Source organism: Pseudoalteromonas sp. J2K-J599 (genome assembly GCF_059295115.2).
Genome location: NZ_CM200271.1, coordinates 3,552,956 through 3,568,319, shown reverse-complemented (window position 1 = coordinate 3,568,319; position 15,364 = coordinate 3,552,956). Strand labels below are relative to the sequence as shown.

Below are 15,364 nucleotides of genomic sequence, written 5' to 3'. Positions count from 1 at the left end.
ATCCATAGGAAATACATATGTTATCTGATAAAACCATTGAGATCGTAAAAAGTACTGTTCCGTTATTAGCGCAGGCGGGTACGGTTGTTACCAATCATTTTTATAAGCGTTTATTTAGTCATAATCCTGAGCTTAAAAATATTTTTAATATGGTGAATCAAGATACAGGTCGTCAGCAATTTGCACTTTTTAATGCATTGGCTGCGTATGCACAAAATATTGATAATTTAGCTGTATTAAAAGAAGCGCTAACACGTATTAATCATAAGCATACAAGCTTGAATATTTTACCTGAGCATTACCCTATTGTAGGTGCACACTTAATTGGTACGCTTAAAGAGCTTCTTCCTGAGCAATTTACTCCCGATGTTGAATACGCTTGGCGCGAAGCTTACGGCGTACTTGCTGATATCTGTATAACCGAAGAAGCTGCTTTGTATGAGCACAGTAAAAATAAACACGGTGGTTGGGCGGGAACTCGCCAATTTAAAATAACCAACAAACAGGCTGAATCAGAACTAGTAACAAGCTTTACACTTACGCCAGTTGATGGCGAAGCTGTTATTACACATAAACCAGGACAGTATTTAGGTATTAAAGTTAAGCCAGGGGGCGCTGAATATGAAGAAATTCGCCAGTATTCTATTTCGCAAAAAAGTAACGCTAAAAACTACCGTATTAGTGTTAAAAAAGAGCTACAGCCAAAGCTTGGTATGGTGTCTAATTATTTACACTCATTAGAGCAAGGCACTATTGTTGAGTTATACCCGCCGGCAGGAGACTTCTTTTTACGCAATAACACAAACCCAGCGGTACTCATTTCAGCAGGTGTTGGGCAAACACCAATGCTGGCTATGCTTGAAACGTTATTAAGTGACAACTCTAATCAAGAGATTATGTATTTACATGCCTGCGAAAATAATCAGCAGCACTCGTTTTCAAAATATTTATATGATCTAACAGCACAGAATAACCGCTTGAAAACAATAACGTGGTTTAACCAAGCGGCAGGGGGCGCTGACTTTACTGGGTTAATGAACTTAAGCGTAATAGAAACACAGCTACCATTAAGTAATGGCGACTTTTATTTATGTGGTCCTGTCGGTTTTATGGTATTTATAAAAAACCAGTTACTTGAACTAGGTGTTAAAGACGAGCAGATTCATTATGAAGTGTTTGGCCCGCATGAAGACTTGTAATAACGCTTTAAAATAGAAAAAGGCGTGCAGCGATATGCTGCACGCCTTTTTTATAAACTTTAAAGTGCCTTATAATTCTTTACAGGTCACACCTTTAAGTACTGTAGTAAGCTCTTTTTTAGGATAGTAAAGCTCGCATTGGTTATTACGTAGCTGCAAAATAAACTTTTCAGATTTTATATTATGCGCGCCCATAATTACTCTGCCATCAGACCCTTTACTCATTGCATGATCAATTAGCAGTTCGCTACGTTTAGTAAATACGGAATCGGAAAGTGTTACTAATGCGCCTCCCTTAGCTTGTTGAATTGCCTGTTGTAGTGTTGTAATAACGCAAGAATTAACGCTCGTTAATATAGCGGGTTTAGCGGGCTCACTATTTACACTTTGGCATCCACCTAAAGCGAATAAGGTAGCTAATGGGAGTAATAATTTAGCCATTACCTTTCCTCACTCAGTGTTGGCCAAGTTAAGTCCATATTACGCTGGGTAAATTGCTCAGGCATATTTAAAGGAATGAGAGATTCACGAGAGCTTGAAAAATTAGCTGGTTCTGCTTTTGCAGCAGCCGTTCTAATTGGACAACTGCCATTTTCAACATGAAATAATGCGGTGGCTAAAACGGCCTCGTCACTGTCGCCTAACTGATGATCAAAGTCGTCCTCAATTTCACAACCTTGAACATCAGCATCAAATTGTGGCGTAGGGGTTGGTGTAAAACCCGCAGCGTATTCGCCAAATCCTTTGCTATTTACCCCACTAAATTGAATAGTGTAATAGGTTGTTGCGCAGTTATGAGTTGGGGTAAAGCCATAGGGCTTACCGCAGGTTGTGTCGCCAATTAAAATAACTTCTGCGTCTATACCTTTTAAACCATTAATAAAAGCTTCTGATGCCGAACAGGTGCCTGATGTGCTTAATACATAAACCTTCGATAAGTTTAAATCAGGTAGGTTTTCACCTGTGCTAAAAAAAGTAGAGTAATCTATTTCTTCATCAATAAATGGAAAAGGCGAATCAACGGGTTGTTTATCGTTTTGTTGAGTTTGATAATAAAAGCGGTTGTTAACGTTGGCATTACCGGCAACCATATAAGCCAATTGTGCCGACAGTGCTAATAAACCACCACCGTTATATCTAAAGTCGATTACAAGCTCATCAATACCATCGGTTTTAAACTTATTTACCGCATCAATAAGCCCTTCTTGGGCAATGCTTATATGGCTATTAAATTGCATGTAACCCACGCTTGAACCATTTGCGGTTGTAATCGTTTTAACATTTTGAACCGGTGTTTGTTCAATATTGCCAGCGGTTACATTAAATGTTTTTTCGGCGCCATCGTTACTGCGTACAACAATAGTATGTGAGTCGCCGTTAGTTGGGCTAAATAAGCCTTCGTTAAGCGTATCTACACCCGACTGTGTATTGGTATTAATGCTAACACCGTCAACTGAAAGTACAGTATCACCACGTTGAAAGCCTATTTGGCTTGCAGGTGAATCATCTTCAAGATAAGCAACGCGTAAAATACGGTCGGCTGTATCGCCAATAAACGCCCAATTTATACCGTAACCAGAAGTAACGCCCGATTGCGCTTCTTGAAAGTAATCTTCAGTAGGTTCTGAAAAATGAAAGTTATCTTTTTTTGCCCCTGAGTCGGTAAGCTGCTCTGTTTTTAATTGGGCAAAATAATCGGCTACTGTGGCAAAGCTTTCAGGATCGTTATCGGCAATCTCATCATACCAAAGGTAGGTTTCGTCGCTCCAAGAGCGAAGCCAGAGTTTTTCGTAAAGGGCAGAACCGGCTTGATCTGGGTAAGGCTCGTTGTTATTAAAGGGATCGTTACCCGTACGCGGGGTTTCGCAAAAGTTTTTTAAATCGTTAGAGGGTTCAAATACACCCGCAGTCCATGTTGGACTGCTACTAACAGGTGTTGTAACTACAGGGGCTGAGTCGATGCCGCTACCACCGCCGCCACAACCGGTCAAAGCAAAGCCCGCAAATGCAGTGAAAATGGCAAGCGAGGTTTTATTATTTTTAAACATAGGTAAGGGCTTTTTTGTAAATAAGTTGTTTAAAATATTACAACACTCGCTCGTTTATTCAACATTTATAACTTTGATTTATGTAAATGAGTGTTAAAGCTTAGAGCTTACTCGCACTACTTGTATCTGCGAATGCTTGCTTTTGCCATGCATTAAATAACTTTTGCTGTTTATCAGAGATTTTTAAACCGTATGTTTTTTGCATGTAAGCGTAGGTGTCAGCTATACGTTTTCGTGCATAAACAGGCGGTTCAACTACACGTTGCTTAAAGTTTACTTTTACTTCGCAACGGCCATATTGTGTGGCGTTTTCGCTAAGCATACCAAAACGATAATTAGAGCGATCGGCATTAATTTCGCCAATAGCTGGCGCTAAGTTATTTATATCAGCTTCCATTTTTCTAAATTTAGCACTTACTTTACGGCAGTTTTTACGCCCGCCATCTTGCCAGCATTGTAGCTGGTGACCAAATTCCCACGCCGGAACAATGTGCTCCCACTCAATGCGTAGTGCTCGCACATTTACTTTGCCTGAGCGGGTAAGGGTATTTCGAGGAATGTAACCACAGTTAGACGGATCAGGAACGAGTTTTTTGCCTTCTTTTTTAATATCACAGCCGCAGTAAATGCTTTTGGCGTTGTCAGGTAGGGTTTTAATTAAATGTTTTTTAGCCGTTGAAAAACGGGTAAATTGTTCGGCTGATACCGAAACGCACACACAACAAGCCAATAAGGCCAGAATAAATCGAGTCATATCCATCACAAATGTGAACTACAGGAATAGGCAGTTTAAAGCCTTGAAGATAAAAGATAAAGTTAACTTAAGGCCTACGCTTATATTACAAAAAAGTGCCTGATTAATTTTTTACTCAAAGTTATTTTCACTATTCATTTATTTCTCACTATTTATCGTATTTTAACCACACAAGGTTACCCGTTAAGGAGTATGCTTAAAGCTTACTCAATATGAGGATTTGGATTGCAAATGAAATTTGTTGATTATTATGCAGTGCTTGGAATATCGCCTGATGCAGATGATAAAGCGGTTAAAGTAGCTTATAAAAAGTTAGCCAGAAAATATCACCCAGATGTAAGCAAAGAGCCTCAAGCAGAAGATAAGTTTAAAGAAATAGCAGAAGCTTACGAAGTCATTCATAACAAAGAAGAACGTGTAAAATACGACGAGTTACGTCGTCACCAACAAAATCGTGCTCGTCAACAGCAAGGCCATTATGGCGGTAACAATGCCTCTTCGCAAAGTAATTACCAGCAAAGCGATCCTCAAACCGACCAAGAGTTTTCTGACTTTATTAATTCAATGTTTGGCGGGGCTGGTGGATTCGATCGTTCCGGGCAAAGCAGAAGTAACGCCGCTCGCGCGCAAAAAGGACAAGATGTGGAAATAGAGTTCCTAATTTTTCTTGAAGAGACTTTAGTTGATACCGTGAAGCCTGTTGAGTTTATGCTACCGCAGCGAGACAGCAGTGGCCGTGTTACTGAAATTAAAAAATCACTTAAAGTGAAAATTCCTGCAGGCTCAGTAAATGGCGAGCGAATTCGACTAAAAGGGCAAGGCGGGTTAGGATCAGCGAATGGGCAAAATGGCGACTTGTATTTACAAATTAGTTTAGTGCCTCATCCATTATTTGATGTTGAGGGTCATAACCTAAATATAGTTGTCCCTCTTGCACCATGGGAAGCGGCTCTTGGTACAAAGCTAAATTTACCTACGTTGACAGGTAATATCCAATTAACTATTCCTTCTAATAGTCAGTCTGGTCAACGCTTGCGTATTAAAGGTAAGGGATTAATGAGTAAAAAAGCTAAAGGTGACTTATTTGCTGTGCTTAAAATTGTTAATCCAACATCTGTTGATGATACCAGTAAAAAACTGTGGGAAGAATTAGCCGAAAAAGCTCACTTTGATCCCCGTAATAACTGGAGCAAGCCATAATGCAAATTATCGTGACACAAAAAGACGATTTACTTACTAGCAAAGAGCTATGTTTGAGCAGTGATATTAGCGAAGCAATTTTATATGAGCTAGTTGAGCATAATATTGCGGTTCCAATTGAGGGGGAGCATGTTACGCAGTGGCAATTTACGGTATCTGCAGTGACCTTAGTTAAAAAAGCGGCCCGTATCCAGCATGACTTTTCGTTAGATTGGTCGGCAATAGCTTTAGTTTTACAATTGCTGGATGAGCGTGATGAGTTGATTTTCGAAAACGAAATGTTAAAGCGACATTTGAGTCGATTTAAGCACTTGGAATAAAATAAGCCCTAGGCTTATTTACTCTTTGATAAGTGGGCGCTAGCTCTCAAAAACCAATATGACTACTTTGATTTATTCTTATTTTTAATTCGGATAAATCGTTTTAGTCGTATATTTTGTATAAGTAATAATATTCCACTTAAACAAAAAAGTACGCTGGTTGCTGCAAAACTAATAAGCAGCGGATTATTAAAATCCTCTCGCTCATCGTAATCCATAATATGTAACATCCAAAAAAAGTCGAATATTCGCCATAGCGTGCTGCGAACGGTGACAACTTTGCCGTTATTTTCTGACAAGTACAGTGTTGTGTTAAATGTGTCGTCAAATTGTACCTGCCAAACATTGGTTTTATATCCAACTTCTCGCATACCTTGCTTTAGTAGTACAGCGCTTGTTACTTGAGCATCAATAAGTAAGTGTGCTTTAGCATTTGCGGTAATTTGTATTTTAGTTGGCGGTTCAAATGGTCGGCCTGTTATGCCATTGAAGCTTTGCTGCTCGTTATTACTAAAGACAGTAATAAGTGGTGTAGTTAAGAAGTTCTCAAAAATTATTTGTGTTGGATTAACCACCTGAGAGGCAATATCGTCAAGGGAAGCAATATAATCAGCCTGCGTAAATGGATTATTGAGAGTACGTGTAGCAAGATGCTCCCCATGAACTTTATCAAGAGGGATTGCACTCATAATTAAACCACCTAGTAACCATGCTAAAATTTGTAGTGCTAATAAATAACCTAACCATTTATGTAACTTGCGAGCATGCTTAAATATTTTTTTATTCATGTTTTAGTCTTATTATTTTTAGAGGCTAGTTTATTACATTAATAGGATAAGTTACTGCGACATTTTGTCGCAGTTTAAACTATAGCTTACTGTAATCATTTAAAAATAAAAAAGATTACACTTAAATTCCTAACATGACTTATTTGTTTAATTGAGCTAGATGTTTGATACCCAGCTAGCTTTAAATGCTAAAAAATACTTAAAAGCTGCGAAATATCCATATAAAGTGGTTAATAGAGCATAGTTGATTTGGTATAACGGTAAAACTGCGTTAAAGTTTGCAATGAAATTATTAGAGGATAAATACGAAACGATGTCGGAAATTCAATTTTTAAATGTAGATCTTGAGCTTGAATCAAAGCAAGATATTAGTTTGCTAGTGGCGGACTTGAAAAAAGTCGCGACGATTTTACATTATGACAAAGACGAATACCGTCAACTAGCGCGTATTGAAGCTACAGGTGAGGTGAGCACACCTGATAAAGCCATAAACCATATATGTGAGCTTATTGAATCGTGTTCGCGTAACGCGCTAAAGCAATGGTTAAGCTGTTCACGTAGAACGTTTGATATTGGTTTTGAATCAGGGACTTCTCCTAAGTGCTTTAATCAAGCCTTAGATGCAGATACATTATTGCGTATATCTGCGATTGGTGCGGGTATGGAAATTACTATTTACCCAATCGAAAAGTAACTATCTTCGCTCTACGACTGCTGCGGTCATTTTTGATACGCAGCACAGCTCATTGCGGCTATTTGTAATTTTTATTTCCCACACTGAACTACGTTTACCTATATGAAATGCTCTTGCCGTTGCTGTTAAAGTGCCGTTGCGAGATGCTTTTAAATGACTTGCGCTAATCTCCTGCCCTACACAGTAAAATTTAGTAAAATCAACAACAAAGTTAGCGGCATAGCTGGCAACTGTTTCGGCAAGTACAACGTTAGCACCGCCGTGAACCATCCCCATTGGGTTATGATGCTCAGGAATTGCCGGCATTGTGGCAACCAAATAATCATCGCCAATTTCTGTGACTTCTATCCCCATAGTTTTCATTAATGTTCCTTGGCCATTAACGCCTTGCTCTAACTGCTTGCACAGCTCTAAGGTGATGGGCTGGTACCAAATACTCATAATGTCTCCTTTGCATTTTTAATCATTTATAAACCCAGCTTTAGTTATATCCCTAAAATGTACACAAGTGAAATTACTTTAGCTATTTTAAGGCTTAATTTAAATTTGCGATTTTTATTTAACTGTATATACTCACAGTTAAATGTACTGTATGGAAAACCAGTTGTATGCGACCATTAACGAACCGCCAAGCTCAAATACTCGAACTAATTAAAGTTTTTATTAAAGACACTGGTATGCCTCCTACACGTGCTGAAATAGCGCAAACATTAGGTTTTAAAAGTGCCAATGCTGCTGAAGAACATTTAAAAGCACTTGCTAAAAAAGGCGCAATTAAAATGAAACCAGGTGCAAGCCGTGGTATTCAATTAATTGAAGAAGAAGAGCCAGAACAATTAGGTTTACCGCTTATAGGGCGTGTTGCTGCTGGTTCACCTATTTTGGCGCAAGAGCACGTTGAAAGTCACTGCAAAATCGATCCATTAATGTTTAAACCGGCTGCAGATTTTTTACTACGCGTTAACGGTATGAGCATGAAAGATATTGGTATTATGGATGGTGATTTACTTGCTGTACATCGTACTCAAACCGCTGAAAACGGACAAGTTGTTGTTGCCCGCCTAGACGAAGACGTAACTGTAAAACGTCTTGAGAAAGCGGGTCGTAAAGTATTACTTCATGCTGAAAACGACGATTTTGACTCTATTGAAGTAGATCTTGAGAATGAGTCTTTTAATATTGAAGGCTTAGCCGTTGGCGTTATAAGAAACGCTGATTGGATGTGACTTTAAAAATAGCTTTTAAACAAGCAGTTTTATAAATGCGTACTAATTAGTACGCATTTTCTGTTTTAAATTCGCACTAAAAATAGGGCGTAAACAGCCCACTGACTATTTAAGCTGTAAACTTTTTTGCACTTATATTTTCCCCCTCCGAATGCGTTAAACCCCTTTGTTTTGCTCATATTTTGAACTTTCTGTTGCCCAGTTGATTACCGATTTTTTATTAATTATTCAATATCACCTGATTGTTTTTTATACTAAAACTTGCTTCTTGTTCGTTTTTTAGCTAGTTGTTAATGTGCTGAGCTAATAATAACTCACAGCTTTTTAGTTTTGAGAACACACAATATACACAAACTCGTTGTTGGCGCAGCAAAACCAATCAATATTAAATGAGATTGGCTAAAAAAATAAAAATAACGAATTGGCGTTTAAGCCGTATGCCTCTTCGCTTTGCATTCGCAATAGCATCAAAGGAGCCGTCACATGGGTAAACTGACCTCTACCTTGTGGCTTATATTATGTGTTTTTTCGCACCCAGTTTTGGCTAACAGCCAATACAATATGCGCAAAGGCGTAACCGATATAAGCAATAATGTATATCAGCTGCACATGACCATATTTATAATATGTTGTGTGATTGGGGTGATAGTGTTCGCAATTATGTTTTGGGCACTTATTCATCACCGTAAATCTAAAGGGGCTGTACCTGCCCAATTTCACGAAAGCACTAAAGTAGAAATACTTTGGACTGCAATTCCGTTTGTTATTTTAATTGCTATGGCAGTACCAGCCACTAAAACCTTAATTGCAATGGAAGATGCCAGCAAAGCTGATCTCACTATTAAAATTACGGGTTCGCAATGGAAATGGCATTATGAATATATGGGCGAAGATGTAGAGTTCTACTCTATTTTATCTACCCCGCAAGATGAAATCGCGAATCTTGCAGATAAAAACCCTAACTACTTACTTGAGGTTGATAAGCCTCTTGTACTGCCAATAAATCAAAAAGTACGATTTTTAATGACTTCTGATGATGTTATTCACTCTTGGTGGGTACCTGATTTTGCAGTTAAAAAAGATGCGAACCCCGGCTTTATAAATGAAACATGGACGAACATAAACGAAGAAGGTACTTACCGAGGCCAATGTGCTGAGTTGTGTGGTAAAGACCATGGCTTTATGCCCGTTGTGGTGGTCGCTAAATCTGAAGCTGATTTTAAAACATGGCTTGCAGATGCAAAGCAGGCTAAACAAAAAGCAGCATTAGCAGATGCCGCATTACTTGATAAAACCCTCCCAAAAAAAGAGTTAATGACTTTAGGCGAACAAGTATATATGGCTAATTGTGCTGCATGTCATCAACCTACAGGCATGGGGTTACCGGGTGTATTTCCTGCACTTAAAGGCAGCCCGATAGTGCTTGGCGATATAAAAGATCACATTGATGTAGTTATCCACGGACGACCCGGTACGGCAATGCAAGCATTTGCCAAACAGTTATCTATAAAGCAATTAGCTGCGGTTATTACTTATAAACGTAATGCGTGGGGTAATGATACGGGTGATGTTATTCAACCGAGTCAAATACAGGCAGCTCTTGATGCCAAAGTGGAGGCGAACTAATGAGTAGCATAGTAGAACAACCTAACGCCAATGAAGCTCATCATGCTCATCACCCAGCTAAAGGTTTTAAACGCTGGCTTTACACAACTAATCATAAAGATATAGGTAGTTTATATTTAATTTTTTCGCTGACCATGTTCTTAATTGGTGGTGGAATGGCTATGGTGATCAGGGCTGAATTATTTCAACCAGGTTTACAGTTGGTCGACCCTCACTTTTTTAATCAAATGACCACAGTGCATGGTTTAATTATGGTGTTTGGTGCGGTTATGCCCGCCTTTACAGGCCTTGCTAACTGGATGATACCACTCATGATTGGCGCGCCAGATATGGCATTGCCAAGAATGAATAACTGGAGCTTTTGGATTTTACCGTTTGCGTTTTTAATCCTATTGGCATCGTTATTTATGCCTGGTGGGGGTCCTGCATTTGGCTGGACTTTTTATGCACCACTGTCTACAACATACAGTAATGATAATACTGCATTGTTTGTATTTGCCGTACATATTATGGGGATTAGCTCAATAATGGGCGCAATCAATGTGATTGTAACCATAGTGAACTTACGTGCCCCCGGCATGACATGGATGAAGTTGCCCTTATTTGTATGGACGTGGTTAATTACTGCCTTTTTATTAATAGCCGTAATGCCAGTACTTGCAGGGGCTGTCACTATGGTACTTACCGATAAGTACTTTGCGACGAGCTTTTTTGATGCCGCAGGCGGTGGCGACCCGGTGATGTTCCAACACATTTTTTGGTTTTTTGGTCACCCTGAAGTATACATTATGATTCTTCCTGCCTTTGGCATTATATCTACAATAGTACCTACCTTTTCTCGTAAAAAACTTTTTGGCTATGCCTCAATGGTATACGCCACATCCTCCATAGCACTATTGAGCTTTATTGTATGGGCTCATCATATGTTTACCACTGGGATGCCGGTGGCTGGCGAGTTGTTTTTTATGTACGCGACCATGCTTATATCGGTACCTACAGGAGTAAAAGTATTTAATTGGGTTGCCACAATGTGGAAAGGCTCAATAACTTTTGAGGTGCCAATGCTTTTTAGTATTGCGTTTATTGTGCTGTTTACCTTGGGTGGTTTTTCGGGATTGATGCTGGCAATTACACCTGCTGATTTTCAATATCACGATACTTATTTTGTAGTGGCGCACTTTCATTATGTATTAGTAACAGGGGCTGTATTTTCGATAATGGCAGGGGCTTATTACTGGCTGCCCAAATGGACAGGCAACATGTTTAATATCACGTTAGCTAAATGGCATTTTTGGCTATCGCTGGTGAGTGTGAACGTACTGTTTTTTCCTATGCATTTTGTGGGGCTTGCCGGTATGCCGCGTCGAATTCCCGATTATGCTCTTCAATTTGCCGACTTTAACGCAATCATAAGTATTGGTGGGTTTGCCTTTGGTTTATCGCAATTGTTGTTTGTAGCTGTGGTAATTAAATGCGCGCGTGGCGGTGATAAAGTGCCTGCAAAAGTATGGGAAGGGGCAGAAGGCCTTGAGTGGGAAGTTGACTCTCCAGCGCCATATCATACTTTTTCTACGCCGCCGGTAATTAAGTAATGACACACGCACCGCTACTCAAACGTTTGGTACTTATTTGCATAGGCATGTTTGCCTTTGCCTTTGCTTTAGTACCTTTGTATGACGTGTTTTGTGATGTAACAGGGCTTAATGGAAAGCCTTCGCTTGAGCAAGCAGAGAAAAGTACACAAATAGTACAAAACCGAGAAGTCGGCGTTAGCTTTACTACTCACGCACAAAGTGGTGCACCGTTTAAAGTTAAATCAAAAGAATACAGTGTAGTGGTAAAACCCGGTGCAATGCGTGAAGTAATGTTTAGTGCTAAAAATAACAGCAATCTAGATAAAGTAATGCAGGCTGTACCATCAGTCTCACCAGGTAAAGCGGCAAAGTATTTACATAAAATAGCCTGTTTTTGCTTTGATCAGCAACCTCTAAAAGCAGGGGAAGAACTTGAATTTAAATTGCTTTTTTATGTTGATACCGCACTGCCAAGCGATATTGAAGAATTAACTTTATCTTATACCGTATTTGATATTAGTGAACAGCTGGTGGCAAGTAATAACTAGCTTTTTAAACTAGTGTGAAACTAGGAGTAAATAAAATGAATCAAGAATATGAGCATTATTACGTACCTGAGCAAAGCCCGTGGCCTATTGTAGGTGCTGTTGCATTGTTTTTTATTGCAGTAGGGGCAGGCTTGACTGTTATGAGTGTAGGTAAAGAAGGTGGTAGCGGGGTTTATCTGCTTTATGCCGGTATTGCTGTGCTTGTGTATATGTTGTTTAGCTGGTTTAAAAATGTAATTAGTGAATCGGACCAAGGTTTGTACTCAGCACAAATGAATCGCTCTTTTAGACAAGGTATGAGCTGGTTTATTTTTTCTGAAGTTATGTTTTTTATGGCCTTTTTTGGTGCGCTTTTTTATGCACGGGTATTGTCGGTACCTTGGCTTGGAGGTGCAGGCAATAATGCAATGACTAACGAGGTATTATGGCCTACTTTTGAAGCCGTTTGGCCGCTTGTTTCAACACCTGCTGGCGAAACTACTCAAGCTATGGGCTGGCAAGGCTTACCACTTATAAATACCTTAATACTGCTTACTTCCTCAGTTACTTTACATTTTGCCCACGTAGCGATGGAAAACAATAAACGCACTCCACTTAAGGTTTTTTTAGGCGCTACTATTTTATTGGGCGTTTGCTTTTTAGGGCTGCAAGTTGAGGAGTACATGCATGCATATAATGACCTTAATCTAACGCTAGATGCGGGTATTTACGGTAATACGTTTTTTTTATTGACTGGTTTTCATGGCATGCATGTAACGCTAGGAACCGTACTTTTATTTGTAATATTTTTACGGATATTAAAAGGGCACTTTACTAAAGATAAGCACTTTGCTTTTCAAGCAGCTGCTTGGTATTGGCACTTTGTTGATGTGGTGTGGCTGTGTTTGTTTGTATTTGTATATGTGCTGTAGCGTTTATTGGCGAATTATTTGCTTTAATAAAACCAAGTTTAAGCGCTGCAATAACAACAACTAAAACAACTACCGAAAACAATACGCGACGACCTAAAAAGTGAGACATAGGTCGTCCCCCTGTTTTCCCTGACACCATAATAAACAATGCTCTAAATAAGTTAAAAAGTATAAATATTAACAACAGTACGATAATAATTTTAATAATCACTGAGTTGACCCTTTATGCAGTTAGTTTTATGGCACAAACAAAAGCTTAGCTCACTAATCACACTTTGTATGGTTGTGGTTGTTGTACTTGTGTGTGTGCGATTAGGGTTTTGGCAGTTGGAGCGAGGTGAGCAAAAGCAGCAACAACTAACCGCCATAGCTAAGCAACAGACTCGTGGTGTGATGAGCTGGTCTCAATTACTTAACTTGCCTGATAGCTGGAACAAAACTGGTGTATTGGTTGAGTTAAAAGGGCGGTTTGTACAAAACCAATATTGGCTTTTAGATAATCAAGTTTATAACGGACAAGTAGGGTACGACTTACTTGCTTTACTAAAGCCAGACACCGAAGAAAAAGTGATTTTAGTTAATTTAGGATGGGTAAAAGCGCCTATATCTAGAGATGCACTGCCAAAGGTTGCTCTGCCTACAGGTGTTTTTATTCTTAAAGCGCAAATAAAAGAAAATAACTTAAGTAGCTTTACGCTTGAAGATAAAACTACAAATAACGACTTACCTACAAGAATCCAATCTATCGACTTGAATATGCTGAGCACCCAAAGCCAGCAATCATTAATTAATTTTATGGCTTACAGACAAGGTACTGGTGATGAGATTGCAACACCTCATTATGAGGCCGTTGTTATGAGCCCTCAAAAGCATAATGCCTACGCTTTGCAATGGTTTTTAATTGCTATTGCATGTGCTGTTGTGGCTATTTTTGCGAGTAAAAAAAGGACACATAATGAAAAATAATCCCCTTTTGTTGTTTGTGGGTTGCTGTGCAATCCCATTAGTTTTGGCATATGGCGCATTAAAGTTTGATTGGTTGCCTACTGCAATTACTAATAATGGTGAGTTTTTAAGCCAAGAAATAAAACTTAAAAATTGGCCGCAAAATAATCCCAAACAATGGACTATCGCACTTAATTATTCAAACGAATGTAACACCCCATGCAGCGAACAGCTCAATGCACTTAATAACTTATATGTGGCACTTGGTAAAAACCAAGGCAAGGTTGATATGGCTGTAATGGGAAGCCCCGACAATAAAAGCCTACCATGGAAAATTATTACCGAGCAACAGAGTTTAAATCCTGCAAGTTTGTATTTAATTGATCATATGGGGTTAGTGGTACTTGAATATCCCTTTAAGGTCGAGCCACAAGAAAACCGTTTAGTACAAAAAGGGTTATTAAAAGATCTAAAAAAATTACTTAACTATTCTCGTTCTAGCTAACTAAGTTGAGCTTAAGTTGGAGTATCTGATGTATAAAAATTATAAAAACTTAGTATTAATAACAGGATTACTCGCTTTGATTGTAGTTGCTTTAGGTGCGTACACCCGCTTAAGTGATGCAGGTTTAGGGTGCCCCGATTGGCCTGGTTGCTATGGCTTTTTAACGGTACCTAAGCATGAGGCTGACATAGCCTTAGCAACTCAAAGCTACCCCGATATGATGTTCGAAACCGCAAAAGCGTGGAAAGAAATGATTCATCGTTACTTTGCAGGTGCTTTAGGCTTACTTATTTTAGGTTTATTTGTGTTGGCTTTTTTAAAACGCCAATATCCAACTACGCCAGTTAAATTGCCTTTGGCTTTACTTCTACTAGTGGTGTTTCAGGCTGCTCTTGGTATGTGGACAGTAACCATGAACCTTCAGCCGCTTATTGTAATGGGCCACTTATTAGGTGGCTTTAGTATTTTGTCACTTATAACGCTTTTATATTTACGGCTAACCGCAAAACCTATTATGGGTGGCGATAGCGGCGCAAAACGCTATTTCGGTTTAAGTTTAGTAGCGCTCAGTGTATTAATTATCCAAATTGCACTTGGTGGTTGGCTGGCTGCAAATTACGCCGCTCCTCATTGTAGTGGTTTGCCATTGTGTAATTACGCACAACCGTTTTCATTGAGTAGCGTATTTCAATTACCACTTGAGCACAGTAATTATGAATTTGGTGTGTTATCGCAGCAAGCGCGTATGTCTATTCATTTATTACACCGCATTTGGGCACTGGTTACTTGCATCGTTCTGGCGCTAATTGTGTGGAAAATATACAGCCAAGCGTACTCTAAAAAAATTAAAAATTGCGTGGTGAGCGTATTGCTTACCCTGCTTTGCCAAATTAGCTTAGGGCTTATTTTAGTACATTGGCATATTCCGTTGGGAGTTGCACTGGCGCATAACTTGATGGCTGCCATACTATTATTAAGCATGGTTAGGTTGTGTTATTACCTAAAATCACGCACATAAAGGGGAAA

18 protein-coding genes are annotated in these 15,364 nt (G+C 39.1%); 12 read left to right on the top strand and 6 right to left on the bottom strand.

The window, feature by feature from the left end; translation table 11 throughout:
- Positions 1 to 17: 17 nt before the first annotated feature.
- Positions 18 to 1,199, top strand: coding sequence for an NO-inducible flavohemoprotein (gene hmpA / locus AC5NT5_RS16175; protein WP_494514328.1), 1,182 nt, complete (start codon positions 18 to 20; stop codon positions 1,197 to 1,199).
- 69 nt (positions 1,200 to 1,268) lie between these two features.
- Here the strand turns inward: hmpA and AC5NT5_RS16170 are convergent, their stop codons facing one another.
- The 3 genes from AC5NT5_RS16170 to AC5NT5_RS16160 all read right to left on the bottom strand — a co-directional run bounded on the left by AC5NT5_RS16170 (position 1,269) and on the right by AC5NT5_RS16160 (position 4,001).
- Complete coding sequence (locus AC5NT5_RS16170; RefSeq protein WP_494514327.1) at positions 1,269 to 1,640, bottom strand: hypothetical protein; 372 nt, start codon at positions 1,638 to 1,640, stop codon at positions 1,269 to 1,271.
- The gene (locus AC5NT5_RS16165; RefSeq protein ID WP_182682740.1) at positions 1,640 to 3,247 is read right to left on the bottom strand and encodes a S41 family peptidase; all 1,608 of its coding nucleotides are present in this window, start codon (positions 3,245 to 3,247) and stop codon (positions 1,640 to 1,642) included. Before AC5NT5_RS16165 ends, AC5NT5_RS16170 begins: the two co-directional genes overlap by 1 nt.
- Positions 3,248 to 3,347: 100 nt before the next feature.
- Positions 3,348 to 4,001 carry an endonuclease gene (locus tag AC5NT5_RS16160; RefSeq protein ID WP_494514326.1) on the bottom strand — a complete coding sequence of 218 codons (654 nt, stop codon included), beginning with the start codon at positions 3,999 to 4,001 and terminating at the stop codon, positions 3,348 to 3,350.
- Positions 4,002 to 4,232: 231 nt separating this feature from the next.
- On the opposite strand from AC5NT5_RS16160, the gene AC5NT5_RS16155 reads away from it, so the two are divergent.
- Both AC5NT5_RS16155 and AC5NT5_RS16150 read left to right on the top strand, forming a co-directional pair.
- Positions 4,233 to 5,201 (top strand): DnaJ C-terminal domain-containing protein, encoded by a 969-nt coding sequence (locus AC5NT5_RS16155; RefSeq protein WP_182755397.1) that lies wholly within the window; start codon positions 4,233 to 4,235, stop codon positions 5,199 to 5,201.
- A complete protein-coding gene (locus tag AC5NT5_RS16150; protein ID WP_002959626.1) occupies positions 5,201 to 5,521 on the top strand; it encodes a chaperone modulator CbpM in 321 nt (106 codons plus the stop codon). The genes AC5NT5_RS16155 and AC5NT5_RS16150 overlap by 1 nt, the downstream gene beginning before the upstream one ends.
- A gap of 62 nt (positions 5,522 to 5,583) precedes the next feature.
- On the opposite strand, the gene AC5NT5_RS16145 is transcribed toward AC5NT5_RS16150, so the two are convergent.
- Complete coding sequence (locus tag AC5NT5_RS16145; protein WP_494514325.1) at positions 5,584 to 6,309, bottom strand: hypothetical protein; 726 nt, start codon at positions 6,307 to 6,309, stop codon at positions 5,584 to 5,586.
- 313 nt (positions 6,310 to 6,622) lie between these two features.
- Between AC5NT5_RS16145 and AC5NT5_RS16140 the strand changes: the two genes are divergently transcribed.
- Positions 6,623 to 7,003: a hypothetical protein gene (locus AC5NT5_RS16140; RefSeq protein ID WP_024595094.1), complete on the top strand. Its 381-nt coding sequence runs from the start codon at positions 6,623 to 6,625 to the stop codon at positions 7,001 to 7,003.
- Here the strand turns inward: AC5NT5_RS16140 and AC5NT5_RS16135 are convergent, their stop codons facing one another.
- Complete coding sequence (locus AC5NT5_RS16135) at positions 7,004 to 7,444, bottom strand: PaaI family thioesterase (protein ID WP_002959621.1); 441 nt, start codon at positions 7,442 to 7,444, stop codon at positions 7,004 to 7,006.
- Between the two features lie 167 nt (positions 7,445 to 7,611).
- Between AC5NT5_RS16135 and lexA the strand changes: the two genes are divergently transcribed.
- The 5 genes from lexA to AC5NT5_RS16110 all read left to right on the top strand — a co-directional run bounded on the left by lexA (position 7,612) and on the right by AC5NT5_RS16110 (position 12,888).
- Complete coding sequence (lexA, locus tag AC5NT5_RS16130) at positions 7,612 to 8,229, top strand: transcriptional repressor LexA (RefSeq protein WP_024595093.1); 618 nt, start codon at positions 7,612 to 7,614, stop codon at positions 8,227 to 8,229.
- A 483-nt stretch (positions 8,230 to 8,712) separates the two neighbouring features.
- Entirely contained in the window at positions 8,713 to 9,855 is a 1,143-nt protein-coding gene (gene coxB, locus AC5NT5_RS16125) for a cytochrome c oxidase subunit II (RefSeq protein ID WP_494514324.1), read from the top strand.
- Positions 9,855 to 11,447, top strand: a complete 1,593-nt coding sequence (ctaD, locus tag AC5NT5_RS16120) for a cytochrome c oxidase subunit I (RefSeq protein WP_007584944.1) — start codon at positions 9,855 to 9,857, stop codon at positions 11,445 to 11,447. Before coxB ends, ctaD begins: the two co-directional genes overlap by 1 nt.
- Positions 11,447 to 11,977, top strand: coding sequence for a cytochrome c oxidase assembly protein (locus AC5NT5_RS16115; protein WP_494514323.1), 531 nt, complete (start codon positions 11,447 to 11,449; stop codon positions 11,975 to 11,977). The genes ctaD and AC5NT5_RS16115 overlap by 1 nt, the downstream gene beginning before the upstream one ends.
- A gap of 35 nt (positions 11,978 to 12,012) precedes the next feature.
- Positions 12,013 to 12,888, top strand: a complete 876-nt coding sequence (locus AC5NT5_RS16110) for a cytochrome c oxidase subunit 3 (protein WP_494514322.1) — start codon at positions 12,013 to 12,015, stop codon at positions 12,886 to 12,888.
- On the opposite strand, the gene AC5NT5_RS16105 is transcribed toward AC5NT5_RS16110, so the two are convergent.
- Positions 12,791 to 13,099, bottom strand: a complete 309-nt coding sequence (locus AC5NT5_RS16105; RefSeq protein WP_076915320.1) for a DUF2909 family protein — start codon at positions 13,097 to 13,099, stop codon at positions 12,791 to 12,793. The two genes, AC5NT5_RS16110 and AC5NT5_RS16105, sit on opposite strands and share 98 nt — an antisense overlap.
- A gap of 14 nt (positions 13,100 to 13,113) precedes the next feature.
- Between AC5NT5_RS16105 and AC5NT5_RS16100 the strand changes: the two genes are divergently transcribed.
- From AC5NT5_RS16100 to AC5NT5_RS16090, 3 genes are read left to right on the top strand one after another with little or no spacing between them, the layout of a single operon-like run.
- Positions 13,114 to 13,854: an SURF1 family protein gene (locus tag AC5NT5_RS16100; RefSeq protein ID WP_165724162.1), complete on the top strand. Its 741-nt coding sequence runs from the start codon at positions 13,114 to 13,116 to the stop codon at positions 13,852 to 13,854.
- On the top strand, positions 13,844 to 14,338 hold the full coding sequence (locus tag AC5NT5_RS16095; RefSeq protein ID WP_494514321.1) for a transmembrane cytochrome oxidase associated protein: 495 nt from the start codon (positions 13,844 to 13,846) through the stop codon (positions 14,336 to 14,338). Before AC5NT5_RS16100 ends, AC5NT5_RS16095 begins: the two co-directional genes overlap by 11 nt.
- A gap of 28 nt (positions 14,339 to 14,366) precedes the next feature.
- Positions 14,367 to 15,356 carry a COX15/CtaA family protein gene (locus AC5NT5_RS16090; RefSeq protein ID WP_494514320.1) on the top strand — a complete coding sequence of 330 codons (990 nt, stop codon included), beginning with the start codon at positions 14,367 to 14,369 and terminating at the stop codon, positions 15,354 to 15,356.
- Positions 15,357 to 15,364 lie beyond the last annotated feature (8 nt).

Coding starts and splice junctions, on each gene's coding strand:
- AC5NT5_RS16110 (WP_494514322.1), top strand. CDS start 12,013: ATGAATCAAGAATATGAGCATTATTACGTACCTGAGCAAAGCCCGTGG.
- AC5NT5_RS16135 (WP_002959621.1), bottom strand. CDS start 7,444: ATGAGTATTTGGTACCAGCCCATCACCTTAGAGCTGTGCAAGCAGTTA.
- AC5NT5_RS16095 (WP_494514321.1), top strand. CDS start 13,844: ATGAAAAATAATCCCCTTTTGTTGTTTGTGGGTTGCTGTGCAATCCCA.
- AC5NT5_RS16155 (WP_182755397.1), top strand. CDS start 4,233: ATGAAATTTGTTGATTATTATGCAGTGCTTGGAATATCGCCTGATGCA.
- AC5NT5_RS16140 (WP_024595094.1), top strand. CDS start 6,623: ATGTCGGAAATTCAATTTTTAAATGTAGATCTTGAGCTTGAATCAAAG.
- AC5NT5_RS16100 (WP_165724162.1), top strand. CDS start 13,114: ATGCAGTTAGTTTTATGGCACAAACAAAAGCTTAGCTCACTAATCACA.
- lexA (WP_024595093.1), top strand. CDS start 7,612: ATGCGACCATTAACGAACCGCCAAGCTCAAATACTCGAACTAATTAAA.
- AC5NT5_RS16090 (WP_494514320.1), top strand. CDS start 14,367: ATGTATAAAAATTATAAAAACTTAGTATTAATAACAGGATTACTCGCT.
- ctaD (WP_007584944.1), top strand. CDS start 9,855: ATGAGTAGCATAGTAGAACAACCTAACGCCAATGAAGCTCATCATGCT.
- coxB (WP_494514324.1), top strand. CDS start 8,713: ATGGGTAAACTGACCTCTACCTTGTGGCTTATATTATGTGTTTTTTCG.
- AC5NT5_RS16170 (WP_494514327.1), bottom strand. CDS start 1,640: ATGGCTAAATTATTACTCCCATTAGCTACCTTATTCGCTTTAGGTGGA.
- AC5NT5_RS16160 (WP_494514326.1), bottom strand. CDS start 4,001: ATGACTCGATTTATTCTGGCCTTATTGGCTTGTTGTGTGTGCGTTTCG.
- AC5NT5_RS16150 (WP_002959626.1), top strand. CDS start 5,201: ATGCAAATTATCGTGACACAAAAAGACGATTTACTTACTAGCAAAGAG.
- hmpA (WP_494514328.1), top strand. CDS start 18: ATGTTATCTGATAAAACCATTGAGATCGTAAAAAGTACTGTTCCGTTA.
- AC5NT5_RS16115 (WP_494514323.1), top strand. CDS start 11,447: ATGACACACGCACCGCTACTCAAACGTTTGGTACTTATTTGCATAGGC.
- AC5NT5_RS16145 (WP_494514325.1), bottom strand. CDS start 6,309: ATGAATAAAAAAATATTTAAGCATGCTCGCAAGTTACATAAATGGTTA.
- AC5NT5_RS16165 (WP_182682740.1), bottom strand. CDS start 3,247: ATGTTTAAAAATAATAAAACCTCGCTTGCCATTTTCACTGCATTTGCG.